The 18,028-nt window shown below is 72.8% G+C and carries 1 protein-coding gene and 1 pseudogene; both read right to left on the minus strand.

Features of this window, described 5'->3' with window-relative positions; all coding sequences use genetic code 11:
• Positions 1 to 32: 32 nt before the first annotated feature.
• A pseudogene (locus ACYVF3_RS23330) lies at positions 33 to 10,205 on the minus strand (SDR family NAD(P)-dependent oxidoreductase); the annotation flags it as partial.
• 72 nt (positions 10,206 to 10,277) lie between these two features.
• Positions 10,278 to 17,789: an SDR family NAD(P)-dependent oxidoreductase gene (locus ACYVF3_RS23335; protein WP_461156395.1), complete on the minus strand. Its 7,512-nt coding sequence runs from the start codon at positions 17,787 to 17,789 to the stop codon at positions 10,278 to 10,280.
• Between the last annotated feature and the right edge of the window lie 239 nt (positions 17,790 to 18,028).

Genomic DNA, 18,028 nt, shown 5'->3' on the forward strand with positions numbered 1-18,028 from the left:
AGCTTGTCCTTGGACTCAGCCATGTGTCAGCCTCACGCTTCCCGTGCGGCGTCGTCGGATGCCGAGGCACCTTCGAACGCCATCGTGATCAGGTCTTCCGCGTCCATCTCGTCGATGTCCTCGACGTCGTCGGCCGCGCTGGGCTCGGACGGGGCGCGCACCCCGCCGAGTTCGAGCAGGGCGTCGAGCAGGCCCGCGTCGCGGAGCCGGTGCAGCGGGACGCTCCGCAGCACCTCGCGGATGCGCTGCTCGCTCAGGGCCGAGGCGTCCTCGTCCACCGGGGCGAGCTCGGCGCTGAGGTGTTCGGCCAGCACGGTGACGCTCGGGTGGTCGAAGACCAGCGTGGCGGGCAAGCGCAGCCCGGTCGCCTCACCCAGAGCGTTCCGGAATTCCACGGCCGTCAGCGAATCGAACCCCAGATCGGTGAACCCCGCACCAACGTCAACCGATTCGGCGTCGGGGTGCCCGAGAACCGTTGCGGCGTAGGTCTGGACGAGTTCGACGAGCACCGCCGCGCGCTCGGAGTCGGAGGCGGCGCGCAGCCGTTCGGCCAGCACCGGTCCAGCGCTGGTCGTCGCTCGCCTGGTTCGGTTCGGCCTGACCAGGTCGGCGAAGATGCGGGGCACGTCGGCCGTCGAGGCCCGCAGCGCCGCGGCTTCCAGCCGCAGCGGCACGAGTGCGGCTTCGGAGCGCGCCCCGGCCGCGTCGAACAGCCGCACGCCCTGCTCGACCGGTAGCGAACCGACGCCGTTGCGCGCGGTCCGCTGCCGCGCGGCGGAATCCAGCTCGGCTGCCATGCCGGGCGCGCCGGTGTCCTCCCACAAGCCCCAGGCCAGCGACTGCCCGGCCAGCCCGCGGGATCGCCGGTGCTGGACGAGCGCGTCCAGGAAGGCGTTGGCGGCCGCGTAGTTGCCCTGTCCCGGTCCGCCGATCACCCCCGCTGCGGAGGAGAACACCACGAACGCGCCGAGCGGCATGTCGCGGGTGAGCTCGTGCAGGTGGAGGGCGGCGTCGACCTTCGGGCGCAGGACCGCCCCGACCTGCTCGTCGGTCAGGGTCTCGATCACGCCGTCGTCGATCGCGCCCGCCAGGTGCACCACGCCGGTCAGCGGGTGCTGCGCAGGCACTCCGGCCAGCACGGTGGCCAGCGAGTCGCGATCGGCGACGTCGCAGGCGGCGAAGGTGACCTCAGCGCCCAAGCCCACCAGCTCGGCGCGCAGCTCCTGCGCGCCGGGCGCGGTCTCGCCGCGACGGCTCGCGAGCACGAGGTGGCGGACGCCGTGCTCGGCGACGAGGTGGCGGCTGAACAGCCTCCCGAGCATCCCGCCTGCACCGGTGATCAGCACCGTGCCGTCAGGTGCGAAGGTCGAGGCGGGCGGTCCCGCACCGGTGTCGGCGCGGCGGAGCCGTGCCCCGGAGAACCGCGTGCCGCGCACCAGCACCTGCGGCTCCCCGGTCGCCAGGACGCTCGCGGCGTCGAGCTCTCCGTCGACGTCGGCCAGCACGACCCGGCCGGGGTGCTCCGCCTGCGCGGAGCGCACCAGCCCCCACACGGCCGCACCGGCGAGGTCGGTGACGTCCTCCCCGGTGTCCCCGACCGCGGACCGCGTCACGACGAGCAGCGTCGCGTCGGTGTCGCGGGCCAGGAATTCCCGGAGCCGGGCCAGCACCCGCAGGACCTCGGTCCGCACGGCGATCTCGTCGGCGCCGGGGGTCGTGGGCAGGACCTCGACCTCCCGCTCGCCCGGCTCACCCGGTGACACCGGCACCCACCGCAGTTCGTGGAGGTCGTCGGCTCCGGCGAGCTGCTGCGCCGAGACGGGCCGGGTGACCAGCGAGTCGACGGTGGCGACAGGCGCACCCGTGGCGTCGGCCAGCGCCAGCGCGACGGTCCCGTCGGCGCCGGGCGTCAGCCGCACCCGCAGCTCCTCGGCGCCGGGGGCGTGCACGGTGATGCCCTGCCAGGAGAACGGCAGTACCGCTCCGGTGGGTTCGGCGGCGCGCAGCGCGGAGTCCAGCAGCGCCGGGTGCAGGCCGAAACCGCTCGGCCCGCCTGCTGGCAGCCGCACCTCGGCGAACACGTCGTCGCCGCGTTGCCAAGCAGTGTGCAGGCCCTGGAACGCCGGGCCGAAGTCGAAGCCCGCGTCGGCGAACCGCGCGTACCGCTCCTCGACGTCGACGGGCTCCGCGCCCTGCGGCGGCCATTCGGCGAAAGCTTCCGCGTCCCAGTCGCTTCCCCGCTCCGCGAGCACTCCGCCGGCGTGCTCGGTCCACTCGCCCACCCCTGCCGGGCGGCCGTGGATCGCCAGGGTGCGGCGGCCCGATTCGTCCGGCGAGCCGACCCGCACCTGCAGGTCCACCGCGCCCTGCTCCGGCAGCACGAGCGGTGCCGCGAGGGTGAGCTCCTCGACCTGGGCGCATCCGAGCTCGTCACCGGCGCGCGCGGCCAGTTCCAGGAACGCCGTGCCCGGCAGCAGCACTCGGCCCAGGACGACGTGGTCGCTCAGCCACGGGTGACGTTCGATCGACACCCTGCCGCTGAACAGCTGCTCCCCGGATCCGGCCAGCTGGGCGCCGGCGCCGAGCAGCGGGTGCTCGACCTCGGCCAGCCCGAGGCTCGCCGCATCACCGCGGCGCTGTGACCCGGTTGCCCAGAACCGCTGGTGCTGGAACGGGTAGGTCGGCAGGTCGACCCGGCGCGTTCCGGTCCCCGCGTACCAGGCGCTCCACCGCACGTCGGTTCCGATCACGTGCAGCTCGGCCAGCGCGCGGAGCAAGCACGCCTGGGCGTCGTCGTCCTTGCGCTGCACCGGCACGATCACCGCTGCCCCGGGCGCGGATTCGGCGACCAGCGCGGAGAGCACCCCGTCCGGGCCGAGTTCCAGGAACGCGCTCGTCCCGGACTCGGCGAGCTCGGTGACCGCGTCGGCGAACCGCACGGTCTCCCGCACGTGCCGCACCCAGCGCTCCGGCGAAGTCACGTCCCCGGTGGCGGCGAGAGGGATCTGCGGTTCGTGGAACGTCAGACCTGCGACCACGGCGCGGAATTCGTCCAGCATGGGATCCATCAGCGGCGAGTGGAAGGCGTGCGAGACCGTCAGCCGGGTGGACTTCCACCGCGCGGCCACCTCCAGCACCGGGGCTTCCTCCCCCGCCAGCACCACCGCTGCCGGGCCGTTGACCGCGGCGATCGAGACCCCGTCGACCAAGTGCGGCAGCACCTCGTCCTCACCGGCCTGCACCGCGACCATCGCACCGCCCTGCGGGAGGGCCTGCATCAGGCTCGACCTGGCGTTGACCAGCGCGCAGGCGTCGGCCAGCGAGAGCACCCCGGCGACGTGCGCCGCCGCGATCTCGCCGATCGAGTGCCCCGCGAGGCGGTCCGGGCGCACGCCGAGCGATTCCACGAGCCGGAACAGCGCGACTTCGAGCGCGAACAGCGCGGGCTGGGCGTAGCCGGTGCGGTTGAGCACCTCGACGTCGTCGCCCCACATGACCTTGCGCACGGCGGGGTCCAGCTGCGCCAGCACCGCGTCCAGGGCCTCGGCGAACACCGGGAACCGGTCGTAGAGCTCCCGTCCCATGCCGAGCCGCTGCGCGCCCTGACCGGAGAACAGCACCGCCAGGGAGTGCTCGCCGGCGATTCCCCGGGTCAGCTCGACGGGAATTCCGCCGTCGTCGGCGACCAGCACGGCGCGGTGCGCGAGGTCCGACCGCGAGGTCAGGGAGAGCCCGATGTCCGCAGCGGACCGCTCGACGCGCTTCAGTCGTGCGATCTGCTCGTCCAGCGCGGTGTCCGCCTTCGCCGACACCGGCCACGGCACCACCCCGGTCGGCGGTGGCGGGGTGTCATCGGGGGCCGCGTCGATCGCGGGCTGCTCGATGATCACATGCGCGTTGGTGCCGCTGACCCCGAAGGAGGAGATCCCCGCCCGGCGAGAACGACCCGCCTCGGGCCACTCCGCGGGAGACGTGACCAGCTCGACGGCGCCGGCGTCCCAGTCCACGTGCGAGGAGCGGGTCTCGGCGTGCAAGGTCCGGGGCACCACGCCGTGCTGCATCGCGAGCACCATCTTGATCACACCGGCTACGCCCGAAGCCGCTTGCGCGTGGCCGATGTTGGACTTGATGGTGCCCAGCAGCAGAGGCCGGTCGCGGTCGCGGCCGTAGGTCGCCAGCAGCGCCTGGGCCTCGATCGGGTCGCCAAGCGTGGTGCCGGTCCCGTGCGCCTCGACCACGTCGACGTCCGATGTGGAAAGTCCGGAGCTCGCCAGGGCCTGGCGGATCACCCGCTGCTGGGACGGGCCGTTGGGAGCGGTCAGGCCGTTCGAGGCGCCGTCGGAGTTCACCGCGCTGCCGCGCAGCACGGCCAGCACCGGGTGCCCTTGGCGCTGGGCGTCCGAGAGTCGTTCCAGCACGAGCAGCCCCGCGCCTTCCGACCAGCCGACGCCGTCGGCCGACTCGGCGAACGACTTGCACCGGCCGTCGGGCGACAGCCCGCGCTGGCGGGAGAACTCCAGGAAGGTGCGCGGGGTGGACATCACCGTGACCCCGCCCGCCAGCGCCAGCGAGCACTCGCCCTGCCGGAGCGCCTGCGCGGCCAGGTGCATCGCCACCAGCGAGGACGAGCACGCCGTGTCCACGGTGACCGCTGGACCCTCGAATCCGAAGGCGTAGGACAACCGGCCCGACACCACGCTGGGAGAGCTGCCGAGGTTCTGATAGCCCTCGAACGCGGGGCCGGTGAGCAGGTCGCCGTAGTCGTTGTACATCACGCCCGCGAACACGCCGGTCTGACTGCCGCGCAACGCGTTCGGGTCGACCCCGGAGCGTTCCAGCGATTCCCAGGCCAGTTCCAGCAGCAGGCGCTGCTGAGCATCGGTGGCCATCGCCTCCCGCGGCGACATCCCGAAGAACGCCGGATCGAAATCACCCGCATCATGCAGGAAACCACCATGCCGCGCGTACGAAGTCCCAGCACTACCCGGATCCGAATCGAACAACGAATCCAGATCCCAACCACGGTCCACCGGGAACTCCGAAATCGCATCCACACCACCGGACACCAACCGCCACAAGTCCTCCGGCGACGCGACCCCACCCGGATAGCGGCACGACATCCCCACCACGACCACCGGATCATCCGCCGTGCTCGACGCTGAGGGAATCGGCTGGGAGACGGTCGCTTCGGAGCCGTAGAGCTCGTCGTGGAGATAGGCGGCCAGCGCCTTGGCGGTCGGGTGATCGAAGCTCGCCGTCGTGGGCAACCGCAGTCCCGTCGCGGCACCCAACCGGTTGCGCAGGTCGACCGCGGTCAGCGAGTCGAAACCCAGCTCCTGGAACGCCTTCGCCGTGTCGATCGCGCTCGCGTCGGCGTGCCCCAGCACCGCGGCGACCTCGCCGCGCACGAGTTCCACCAGCGCACCGGGGCGGTCCGAGGCTCCCAGCGAGTTCAACCGCGCCCGCAGCGACTCGGTCGCCGCAGAGCCCACCAGCGACCGGCGCGGCCTGGTCCGCACGAGGCCGCGCAGCAGGGGCGGCACCTCACCGGCCGACCGCAGCGCCGCCAGGTCCAGCCGGAGGGGCACCACCACGGACCTGCCGGTGGACATCGCGGCGTCGAACAGCCGCACGCCCTGCTCCCGCGCCAGCGGAGGCGTTCCCGCCTTCGCCACCCGCTCGGCGTCGACGTCCGAGGCCATGCCGAGCTGCCACGGGCCCCACGCCATCGACACCCCGGGCATCCCCAGCGAGCGCCGGTGTTCGACCAGCGCGTCCAGGAAGGCGTTGGCCGCCGCGTAGTTCCCCTGGCCGGCCGTGCCGAGGACGCCAGCTGCGGAGGAGAAGACCACGAACGCCGACAGGCCCTCGGTGAGCTCGTGCAGGTTCCAGGCCGCGTCCACCTTCGGACGCAGCACCGCGTGCACCCTCTCCGGTGTCAGCGCTTCGAGGACGCCGTCGTCGACGGCGCCGGCCACGTGCACGACCGATCGCACCTCGTGCTCGGCGAGCAGGCGCGCGACCGACGGGCGGTCCGCGACGTCGCAAGCCCGGATCGCGACGCGGGCTCCCTGGGCGGTGAGCTCGTCGACCAGCGCATCAGCACCGGGAACGTCCGCGCCCTGGCGGCTGACCAGCAGCAGCTCGCGCACCCCGTGCTCGGCGACGAGATGCCGGGCCAGCACCGCGCCCAGTTCTCCGGTACCGCCGGTGATCAGCACCGGTCCGTCGAGCGACCGGCTCTCGTCCTGCGGTGCCGCGCGGGCGAGACGGGCGGCGAGCAGTGCGCCGCCGTCGATCGCCAGCTCCGGTTCGTCGCAGGTCACGGCGCGCGCGAGCAGGTCGTGCCCGACGGGCTCGGTCCCGAGGTCGATCAGCCCGAACCGGCCCGGGTGCTCGGTTTGCGCCGACCGGACCAGGCCTCGCACCGCCGCGGCCGCCGGGTCGGCGCCCGACACGGCTCCGCGCGTCACGAACATCAGCCTGGAATCGGTGAACCGCTCGGCGGCCAGCCAGTCCTGCAGCACCGACAGCGCTCGCTCGGTGAGGGCGTGGGTGGAGGCGACCACGTCGCCGGGATCACCGGCGATCGGGACCAGGACCACACCCGCATCGCAGGAGCCCAGGTCGGTTCCGGATCCCGCTTCGAGCCCTGCGCCGCGCAGCGCGTCGGCGACCTCGTGGACGTCCTCGCCCAGGACGGTCACCCGCCCTGCCGGGGTGTCCGCCGCGTCGGGCACCGCGGTCCACTCGACGCCGAACAGCGCGTCGTCCAGGCGCACCGCGGCACCGGCCTGCGCCGGAACCGGGCGGGTGCGCAGGGAATCGATCGTGGCCACCGGCAGTCCGGTGGTGTCGGCGACGGTGAGGACGAGCTCACCGTCGGCTCCGGGCGCGACGCGCACCCGGACCTCCGAGGCGCCGGTGGCGTGCAAGGCCACGCCCTGCCAGGAGAACGGCAGCCCGGCCCGCTCGATCACCTCGTGATCGGCGACGCCGGAGGCGTGCAGGCACGCGTCCAGCAGCGCGGGGTGCAGGCCGAACCCGCTGCCGTCCGCTCCGTCCGGGAGCGCGACCTCGGCGAAGACCTCCACTCCTCGCTGCCACACCGCGCGCAGACCCCGGAACACCGGGCCGTAGTCGAAACCGGCTTCGGCGAACCGCTCGTAGCCGGCCTCCACGTCGGCGGGCAGCGCACCCACCGGTGGCCAGGCCGCCAGGTCGGCGGGCACGTCCTCGCCCCGCACGCCGAGGAGACCGGCGGCGTGCTCGACCCACGGCAGGTCCGACTCGCCCTCGGGGCGGGACAGAACCGCGACCGGGCGCCTGCCGAACTCGTCCGCAGCGCCGACCGACACCTGCAGCTGCACCGCGCCGCGCTCGGGGATCACCAGCGGAGCGGCGAGCGTCAGCTCCTGGACCTGATCGCAGCTCACCTCGTCGGCGGCGCGCATCGCCAGTTCGAGGAACGCGGTTCCGGGCAGCAGCACTCGACCGGCCACGGCGTGGTCGCCGAGCCACGGGTGCTCCTCCAGCGACAACCGGCCGGTGAACAGGAATCCGTCGGATCCGGCCAGTTCGACGCCCGCACCCAGCAGGGGGTGCTCCACCTCGCCCAGACCCGCGGCGCGCACGTCGGCTCGCCCGGGCGAGAGCCGGGCCCAGTAGCGGCGCCGCTGGAACGGGTAGGTGGGCAGATCGACCGGCCGCGCCCGGGTGTCCGCGAAGAACGGCGCCCAGTCCACGTCCGCACCGGCCACGTGCAGACCGGCCAGCGCCGAGAGCACGGCGACCGCGTCACCCCGGTCCTTGCGCAGCGCGGGGATCAGAACGGCGTCCGGGGAGATGGTTTCGGCGGCCATCGCGGTCAGGACGCCGTCGGGTCCCAGTTCGAGGAACGCGTTCACCCCGGCGTCGGTGAGGCGAGCTACCGCATCGCCGAACCGGACCGCGTCACGCACGTGCCGGACCCAGTGCTCCGGCGAGGTCACGTCACCGCCGGCGGCGATCGGGATGTTGGGTGCGTGGAAGGAGATTCCGCCGATCGCAGCGCGGAACTCGTCGAGCATCGGGTCCATCAGCGGCGAGTGGAAGGCGTGCGAGACCGTCAGCCGGGTGGACTTCCACCGCCCGGCCACCTCCAGCACCGGGGCTTCTTCCCCCGCCAGCACCACCGAGTTCGGGCCGTTCACCGCGGCGATCGACACCCCCTCGGCCAGGTACGGCACGACCTCGTCCTCACCGGCCTGCACCGCGACCATCGCACCGCCCGCGGGCAGCGCCTGCATCAGCCGAGCCCGCGCGCTGATCAACGTGCACGCGTCCTCCAACGAGAACACCCCGGCCACGTGCGCAGCCGCGATCTCCCCGATCGAATGCCCCGCGACGTGATCCGCACGCACACCGAAGGACTCCACCAACCGGAACAGCGCCACCTCGACGGCGAACAACGCGGGCTGCGCGATGCCGGTCTCGTTGAGCGCTTCGGCGTTCGGCCCCCACATCACGTCGCGCACCGCGGGGTCCAGCTGCGCCAGCACCGCGTCCAGGGCATTGGCGAACACCGGGAACCGGTCGTAGAGCTCCCGACCCATCCCCAACCGCTGCGAACCCTGCCCCGCGAACAGCACACCCAGCGACCGCTCCCCGGCCACACCGCGCACCGCCTCGATCACCGAGTCGCGGGAGACGAGCAGCACCGCGCGGTGCTCGAAGACCGACCGGCAGGTGGCCAACGAGAACCCGACGTCGACGCTGACGCCGTCCGACCCGCGCAGCCGGTCGATCTGCTCGTCCAGCGCGGCTTCGGACTTCGCCGACACCACCCACGGCACGACTGCGGGCGACACCCACGCCGAGGGCGAGGGCACCTCCACCACCGCCGGGTGTTCCAGGATCACGTGCGCGTTGGTCCCGCTGACGCCGAACGAGGACACCCCGGCGTGCCGGGGACGTCCCGTCTCGGGCCACGCCACGGGTGCGGTGAGCAGTTCAACGCCGCCCGACCAGTCGACGTGCGAGGACGGCGCGTTGACGTGCAGCGTCCGGGGCAGCACGCCGCGGCGCATCGCCATCACCATCTTGATGACGCCGGCGACCCCGGCCGCCGCCTGCGTGTGGCCCAGGTTGGACTTGACCGACCCGAGCAGCAGCGGGTGTTCCCGATCGCCGCCGTAGGTCGCGATCAGCGCGTCGGCCTCGATGGGATCACCGAGGGCCGTGCCGGTGCCGTGTGCTTCGACAGCATCCACTTCGGACGGTTCGAGCTTCGCCGAGCGCAGTGCTTCTCGGATGACGCGCTGCTGGGAGGGCCCGTTCGGCGCGGTCAGCCCGTTGGACGCCCCGTCGGAGTTCACCGCCGAACCCCGCACCACCGCCAGCACCCGGTGCCCGTTGCGCTGGGCCTCCGACAACCGCTCCAGGACCAGCACGCCGACGCCCTCGGACCAGCCCGTGCCGTCGGCCGAGTCCGAGAACGCCTTGCAGCGGCCGTCCGCGGCGAGGCCGCGCTGCCGGGTGAACTCGAAGAAGGCGTGCGGGGTGGCCATGACGGTGGCCCCGCCCGCCAGTGCCAGCGAGCACTCGCCCTGCCGCAGCGACTGCGCGGCGAGGTGCATCGCCACCAGCGACGACGAGCACGCCGTGTCCAGCGTCATCGACGGGCCCTCGAACCCGAGCGCGTAGGACACGCGACCGGACAGGACGCTGGCGATGTGCCCGGTGGCCGCGTGCCCCTCGGGGACCTCAGGGCCCGTGCCGAGGAGGGTGGCGTAGTCCTGGCCGTTGGTGCCGATGAAGGCGCCGGTCCTGCTGCCCCGCAACCGGGCGGGGTCGATGTTCGCCCGCTCCAAGGATTCCCAGGCCGTCTCCAGCACGAGGCGCTGCTGCGGGTCCATCCCCGCCGCCTCTCGCGGCGAGATCCCGAAGAAGTCGGCGTCGAAATCCGCTGCGGAGTCGAGGAATCCGCCTTCGGTGGCGAGGCTGGAGCCGGCCAGCGCCGACCGGTCCCACCCGCGGTCGTCCGGGAACGGGGAGATCGCGTCCACGCCGTCGCGGACCAGTTCCCAGAGCCCCTCGGGCGAGGTCACACCTCCCGGGAAGCGGCAGGCCATGCCGACGATCGCGATGGCCTCGCTGTTCCTGAGCTCCAGCTCGGACACGCGTTCGCGGGCGCGGCGGAGATCGACGGTGGTTCGCCGCAGGTATTCGACAACTCTGTCCTGCTGATCTTCCGGCACCGGTCCACCTTCATGTCACGTGTCGAGCTGGTCTCAACGTCAGGAGAGGTCGAGCAGCCCGTTGTCGATGGTGTTGAGCAGTTCGTCCACGGGCATCGCCTTGATGTCGTCCTCGGAGGGAAGACCACATGCGGAGGGCTGCGCCCGGTCGCGCAGCCAGGCTTGGATCTCCTCCAGCCGCTGCCGGATCGCCTCGCCGTCGACGTCCTCGGCCGAGGACCGCAGCGCCTCCTCGAAGCGGTCGAGCTCGGTCAGAGCGGAGCCGACCGGGGACGCGTCCTCGACGGTCAGGTTCGCCAGCAGGTGGCCGGCCACCGCGCGAGGCGTGGGGTGGTCGAACAGCAGCGCCGAGGACAGCGGCAGCCCGGTCGCCCGCCGCAGCCGGTCCCGCATCTCCACACTGGTCAGCGAATCGAAACCCACGTCGCGGAAGGCGTTGTCGACCCCGATCGCGGTGAGGTTCGCGTGTCCGAGCACGGCGGCGGCCTCGGCCCGCACCAGGTCCAGGACCGCTCGGTCCCGATCCGCGGGCGCCATCCCCGAGAGGCGCTGCGCCAGAGCGTCTTCCGGGTGATCGACGCGTTCCGCGTCGACGGCCCGGCGTGCGGCACCGATGCCCGACAGCAGCGGGCTCGGCCGCGCGGCGGTGAAGCCCGGGGCGAAGGTCTCCCAGTCCAAGTCGGCCACGACCACCGCGGCACGCTCGTCGGCGACCGAGCGCCACAGGGCGGCGATGGCCTGCTCGGGCTCCATCGGCAGCACGCCGCGCCGCCGCAACCGCTCGGCGATCGTCGCGTCGGCGGCGACGCCCGCCCCGGCCCAGGCGCCCCAGGCCACGGAGGTGGCGGGCAGGCCCGCGCTGCGGCGCTGCCGGGCCAGAGCGTCGAGCACCGCGTTGGCGGCGGCGTAGTTGGCCTGCCCCGCGTTGCCGACCGCGCCCGCCAGGGAGGAGAAGAGCACGAAGAAGTCCAGGTCCCGTTCGCGCGTGAGCTCGTCGAGCAGCAGCGCCGAGTCCACTTTGGACTGGTAGACGTCGTCGAACCGCTCGGGCGTCAGTTGTTCCAGCACGCCGTCGTCGACGACACCGGCAGCGTGCACCACCCCGGACAGGTCGTCGATGCCCGCGACGACCGCGGCGAGGGCGTCCCGGTCGGCGACGTCGCAGGCCTCGATCCGCACCCGGGCACCGTGCCCGGTCAGGGCATCCCGCAGTTCGGCGGCGCCCGGCGCCCGCGGGCCGCTCCTGCTGAGCAGGACCAGCTCCTCGGCGCCGCGCTCGGCGAGGTCGCGGGCCAGGTGCCCGCCCAGCGAACCGGTTCCGCCGGTGATCAGCACCGTGCCCGTCGGCGCCTTCGGGTCGGCGTGCGGCAGCGCGGCGGGGGCGAGCCTGCGGGCGAACGCGCCCCAGGTCCGGATCGCCACCTGATCTTCGGTCTCGGACGCGAGGACGCCGGTGAAGCGCTGCGCGCTGCGGGTGTCGAGCACGTCGGGCAGGTCGACCAGGCCGCCCCAGCGGTCCGGGAGTTCGAGCGCGGCGACCCTGCCGAGACCCCAGACGCCGGCGTAGGAGGAGTCCCGCACCTCGTCCCCGGCACCGACCGACACCGCTCCGCGCGTCACCGCCCACACCCGGGCGTCGACGTCCGCATCACCCAGCGCCTGCAGCAGCGCGGTGCACTCGATCTCGTCGAGCAGCGACACCACGCCGTCGGGCACGGGCAGGTCGGCCAGGCGCTTGGCCAGTTCCTCGCGCCGCGCGCCGGGACCGATCTCGACGCGCACCGCAGCCGCGCCGAGGGCATCCACGACGGAGGTGGCCCACGGGTCGGCCGCGAGTTCGTCGGGCATCGCGATCCACCAGGTCTGTCCCCCCGGCGCCGAGGGCAGCGCCGACAGCGGGGTCCAGTTCTCCTCGTAGCACCAGGAATCCGTCACTCCGGAGACCAGCTGCTCGGGCCAGTACCGCTTCCGCTGGAAGGGGTAGGTGGGCAGGTCCACCCGCTGCGCGCCGGTACCGCTGAACAACGAGGACCAGTCGACGTCGGCGCCGGACACGTGCAGCCGGGCCAGCGCCTCGATCAGCGCGGGTTCGGAGTCACGGTCCTTGCGCTGCGCGGGAACCAGAACCGCGTCCTCCGGTGCGGAATCCGCAGCCATCGCGGTCAGAACGCCGTCCGGACCCAGTTCGAGGAACGTGTTCACACCCCGTTCCGCCATCGACTGCACGTGGTCGGCGAACCGCACCGAGTTGCGCACGTGCTGGACCCAGAACTCCGGCGACGTCACGTCTCCGTCGGCCACGATCGCGACAGCGGGTGCCCGCAGGGACAACCCGCTGATCGCCGCGCGGAAGTCGTCCAGCATCGGGTCCATCAACGACGAGTGAAACGCATGGCTGACCAGCAGACGCCTAGACTTCCACGGCTCGGCGACGGAGAGGACCGCGGACTCGTCACCGGCCAGCACCACCGACGAGGGCCCGTTCACCGCGGCGACCGACACCCCGTCGGTCAGGTGCGGCAGCACCTCCGCCTCATTGGCCTGCACCGCCACCATCACGCCACCGGAAGGCAGTGCCTGCATGAGGCGCGCCCGGGCGCTGATCAACGTGCAGGCGTCCTCCAGCGAGAACACCCCTGCCACGTGCGCGGCCGCGATCTCGCCGATCGAATGCCCGGCCAGGAAATCCGGTGTCACGCCGAACGATTCGACCAACCGGAACAACGCCACCTCGAAGGCGAACAACGCGGGCTGCGCAACGCCCGTTCGGCTCAGCGCCTCCTCGTCCGCACCCCACATCACGTCTCGCACGACCGGGTCCAAGTGCTCCAGCACGGCATCCAAAGCGGTTGCGAACACCGGGAAGCGGGCGTGGAGCTCACGGCCCATCCCGAGCCGCTGCGAGCCCTGGCCCGCGAACAGCACGCCCACCGAGCGCACGACGGCGACACCGCGCGCCACCTCGTCCACGCCGCCGGACGAGGCCAGCCACACGCCGCGGTGCGCGAACACCGACCGCGACTCCACCAGCGAGAGCCCGACGTCGACCGGTGAGCGCTCGACCGCGCGCACCCGCGCGGCCTGCTCGTCCAGGGCCGACTCGGACTTGGCCGACACCACCCACGGCACCGCGGCGGGGAGCACCCGCTCCTCCACCGCAGGCGACTCGATGGTCGGCGCCTGCTCGACGATCAGGTGCGCGTTCGTCCCACCGATCCCGAAGGAGGAGACCCCGGCCCGGCGAGGGCGTCCGGTTTCCGGCCACCGCACCGGCGAGCTCACCAGCTCCACCGAACCCGATCCCCACTCCACGTGGGAGGAAGGCGCCTCCGCGTGGAGGGTTCGCGGCACCACACCGCGCCGCATCGCCATGACCACCTTGATCACCCCGGCGACTCCGGCCGCGGCCTGGGTGTGACCGAGGTTGGACTTGACCGACCCCAGCAGCAGCGGCCGTTCCCGGTCCTGGCCGTAGGTGGCCAGCAGCGCCTGCGCCTCGATCGGGTCGCCCAGCGACGTCCCCGTGCCGTGCCCCTCGACCACGTCTACGTCCGAAGTGGACAGAGCGGCGCGGGTCAGCGCCTGGCGGATCACCCGCTGCTGCGACGGGCCGTTCGGCGCGGTCAGGCCGTTGGACGCGCCATCGGAGTTCACCGCCGAACTCCGCAGCACGGCCAGCACCGGATGTCCGTTGCGCCGGGCGTCGGAGAGCCGTTCGAGCACGACCACGCCGGCACCCTCGGACCAGCCGACGCCGTCGGCGGCATCGGAGTAGGACTTGCACCGGCCGTCGGCGGACAACCCGCCCTGCTTGGTGAACTCGACGAAGGTCGACGGCGTGGACATGATCGTCGCGCCACCGGCCAGCGCCAGCGAGCACTCGCCCTGCCGCAGCGACTGGGCCGCCAGGTGCATCCCCACCAGCGACGACGAGCACGCCGTGTCCACCGTGACCGCAGGCCCCTCGAACCCGAAGGCGTAGGCGACCCGGCCGGAGGCGACGCTGCCCGCGGTACCGGTTGTCCAGTACCCCTCGGTGCCCTCCGGCGCGTCGACGAGCCCGGTGCCGTAGTCGTGGTACATCACGCCGGTGAACACGCCCGCGTCGCGACCGCGCAGCGACACCGGGTCGATTCCCGACCGCTCCAACGCTTCCCAGGAGACCTCCAGCAGCAGGCGCTGCTGCGGATCCATCGCCAACGCCTCGCGCGGCGAGATGCCGAAGAACGCCGCGTCGAAATCGGCTGCGTCGTGCAGGAATCCGCCGTGCCGGGTGGCGCTGGTGCCGGGCCGTCCCGGGTCGCCGCCGGACATCTTCGCCAGGTTCCAGCCGCGGTCCGCGGGGAACGGTGAGAGCACCTCGGCCCCGTCGGCGATCAGCTCCCACAGTTGCTCGGGCGAGCGCACGTCACCGGGGAACCGGCATCCCATGCCGATGATCGCGATCGCCTCCCCGGACTCGGCACGCGGCGGCGCGACCAGCGCGGTCGGCGTCCGCTCCCCGAACAGCTCGGCGCGCAGGTGGCGGGCCAAGGACTCCGGTGTCGGGTGGTCGAACGCGACGGGTGCGGGCAGGTCCAAGCCGGTGGCCAGAGTCAGCCGGTTGCGCAGGGCGACCGCGCTGACCGAGGTGAGCCCGAGCTCGCGGAACGCGCTCCTGGCCGCCCCGGCGCCCGGCGACGGGTGTCCGAGGGCTTCGGCGACTTCGGTGAGCACCAGGTCGAGCAGGGAGGATTCCTGCTGCTGCGGCGACATCTCGGCCATCCGCTTCCGCAGCGCCGAGCGTTCCCGCTCGTCGCCCTCGACCGTTCGCGACGAGGCCTCGGTCAGCTCGCGCAGCAGGGCCGGCACCTCCCCGGAGGTCCTGGCCGGCATGACGACGGCGTGGGCGAGGTCGCTTCCGGTGGCGACGTCGAGCATCCCCACCAGCTCCCGGCCGGGCAGCGCGGCGTCGACGGCCAGGCACAGCGCGGGCAGACCGCGGGAGCGACGGTGCTGCGCCAGCCCCGCCAGGAACTCCTGCAGCGCGGCCCGCTCTCCGCCGGCTTCGCCGAGCGCACCCGCTGCGGTGCCCACGAGCAGGAAGGCACCGATCTCGCGCTGCTCGGTGATTCGGTGGAGGGTCAGCGCCCCGTCCGCGATGGACCGGAAGTCGCTCTGCGCCTCGCCGCAGTGCAGCACCGCGGCGATCGGCCGTCCCAGCTCGGCGTCCAGCGCCTGGTGATCGGGGATGTCGCAGGTCGCGATCCGGGTCTTGGCGCCGAGGTCGGTCAGTTCAGCCGCGAGCTCCTCGGCGTCGTCGGCGAGCAGGACGTGGCGAGCACCGCAGGCGGCCACGAGGTGCCGGGCGATCGCGGCAGCCGCCGGGCCTGCGGCCCCGGTGACCACGAGCGCGCCGTCCGGATCGAGCCGCAGCGACTCCCCCACCGCCGTGGACGACGCCCTGGCCAGCTGCGGCGAGAGCACCACGCCCTCCCGGACGGCCAGCTGCGGCTCCGCTGTGGCGACCGCGGCGGCCAGCGCCTCGACGGAGTCCTCGTCGAGGTCGATCAGCGAGAACCGCCCCGGTTGCTCGGCTTGCCGGGCGCGCAGCAGCCCCACCGCGGGCGCGTGCACCAGGTCCCGCACGTCCTCATCGCTCGCAGTGGCTACCGCGCCTCGGGTGACCAGGACCAATCGGGTTGCGGGAAGAGGGTTTCCGGTCCACTCGCGCAGCAGTTCCTCGACCCGCCGCACCGCGTCGCGCGCCGCTCGGCCCAGGTCGTCCGCCGTCTCGGGCGGCAGGCACACGACGGCGACATCGGGGGCGGGGCCTTCGGCTGCCCGGAACGCCGCGACATCGGGGTGGGCGCCGACGGCCAGACCCGCCGCTGCGAGCGCCGGTGCTACGCCGAAGAGGTCCGGGCCGAGCACCGTCCAGGACGCCGGAGCAGCCGCGTCCTGCGGCAGCGGCTTCCAGGACATCCGCAGCAGCGACTCGTGCCTGCCCTCGACCGCGCCCCGCAGCCGCGCGGGCAGGTCGAGCAGCACGTGCCGGGTGATCTTGCCAGAGGCGGTCCTGGGGACGCGGTCGATCTCGTAGAGCTGCTCGGGGATCTTGAAGCTCGACAGCTGCTCGCGGCACGCGGCGTAGATCCGCTCGGCGTCGAAGCCGGGTGAGCGCGGCACGACGAACGCGACCGGCACCTCACCGAGCACGTCGTGCGGCTTGCCCACGACCGCCACGTCGGCGACCCCGGCAACGCCGCGCAGGACGTCCTCGACCTCACCGGGATGGATGTTCTCCCCACCCCGGTTGATCAGCTCCTTCACCCGGCCGGTGATCGTCAGGTAGCCGAACTCGTCCTGCCGGGCCAGATCCCCCGTGCGGTACCAGCCGCCGGGCAACGCGGCGGCGGTCGCCTCGGGCTGGTCGTGGTAGCCCACCATCAGGTTGGGGCCCTTGACCCACACCTCGCCCTCGTCGCCCAACGCGACGTCGAGGTGGGACTCCGGGTCGACCAGCCGGATCGCCTGTCCCGGCACCGGGAGGCCGCAGGAACCGTCCACGCGGGTGCCGGTCTGCCAGTTCACCGCCATCAGACCGCAGGTCTCGGTGCTGCCGTAGCCGTCGATCAGCGGGACGCCGAAGGTCTCCTCGAACTCGGTCCGCAGCGAGGCCGAGCACACCGAGCCCGCGGTCAGGCAGCGCTCGAGACCGCTGATCCGGACGTCGCTGCGCTGCGCGGCCTCCAGCATGTGGTGGTACATCGCGGGCACGCCGGTGAGGAAGGTGTAGTCCTCGTCCTGGAACGCCCGGAGGACTTCCTCGCCGGAGAACCCGTCCAGCACGCGGCAGGTCGCCCCGACCGCCGTCACCCCGATCACGCACAGCACGTGCGCCAGGCTGTGGTGCAGCGGCAGCGGCCAGAGCACGCGGTCCTGCTCGCGGAGGCCGACGATCGGCGCGTAGCAGGCCGCCACCGACCACAGGCAGCTGCGCTGGGTGGACAGGACGCCCTTCGGCTTCCCGGTGGTGCCCGAGGTGTAGAGCATCCAGGCGATGTCGTCGAGCTGCTGGTCGTCGCGGGCCGGACGCGGCGGCTCGGAGCCGACCAGATCCGCGTAGCGGCTCACCGCTGCCGGTGCTTCGACCGGCAGCGGATCGCTCCCGGTGACCAGCACCCGAAGGTGCGGACGTCCCGGTAGCAGGGCCAGGACCTGGTCCAGGCGCCCCGGATCGGTGATGATCACCCTGGTCCCACTGTCGTCGACCACGTAGGACAGCTCCGCGTCGGCGGAGTGCGGGTTGAACGGGACGGCCACCCCGCTGGCCCGGATGATCGAGAGGTAGCTCTCCAGGGTCTCCACGGAGTTGCCGAGGTAGATCAGCGCGCGGTCACCGGGCTCCAGCCATTCCGCCAGGTGCCCCGCCAGGCGGCCGGTGTCGCGCTCGTACTCCGCGTAGGTCAGGTCTCGCCGGTTGTCGCTGAACGCGATCTTGTCCGGGATCCGCTCGGCGTGTTCTTGCAGCAGCACCGACAACGGCCGGATGAGTTCGGTACGCAGCACGACGACGCTCCCTCGTCCAGTGGCTGATCGGGTCCGCGCCGTTCGGGCCGTCGAACTGACCACGCGAAACCGGGAGATCTCGGCACCGGACGACGTTGCTTGCAACCAGTCGCGACGCTAATCGCAGACGTAGTGAGAATTTCCCTAGCTGTTCGCAGCGGTTTCGCCGACGCGAACGCGCCGCCGCGCAGGTTCTCCCGCTCGCGTGCTCAGTGGGCCGGAGAACTGGGAGAAACACG

Source organism: Saccharopolyspora tripterygii (assembly GCF_054778355.1).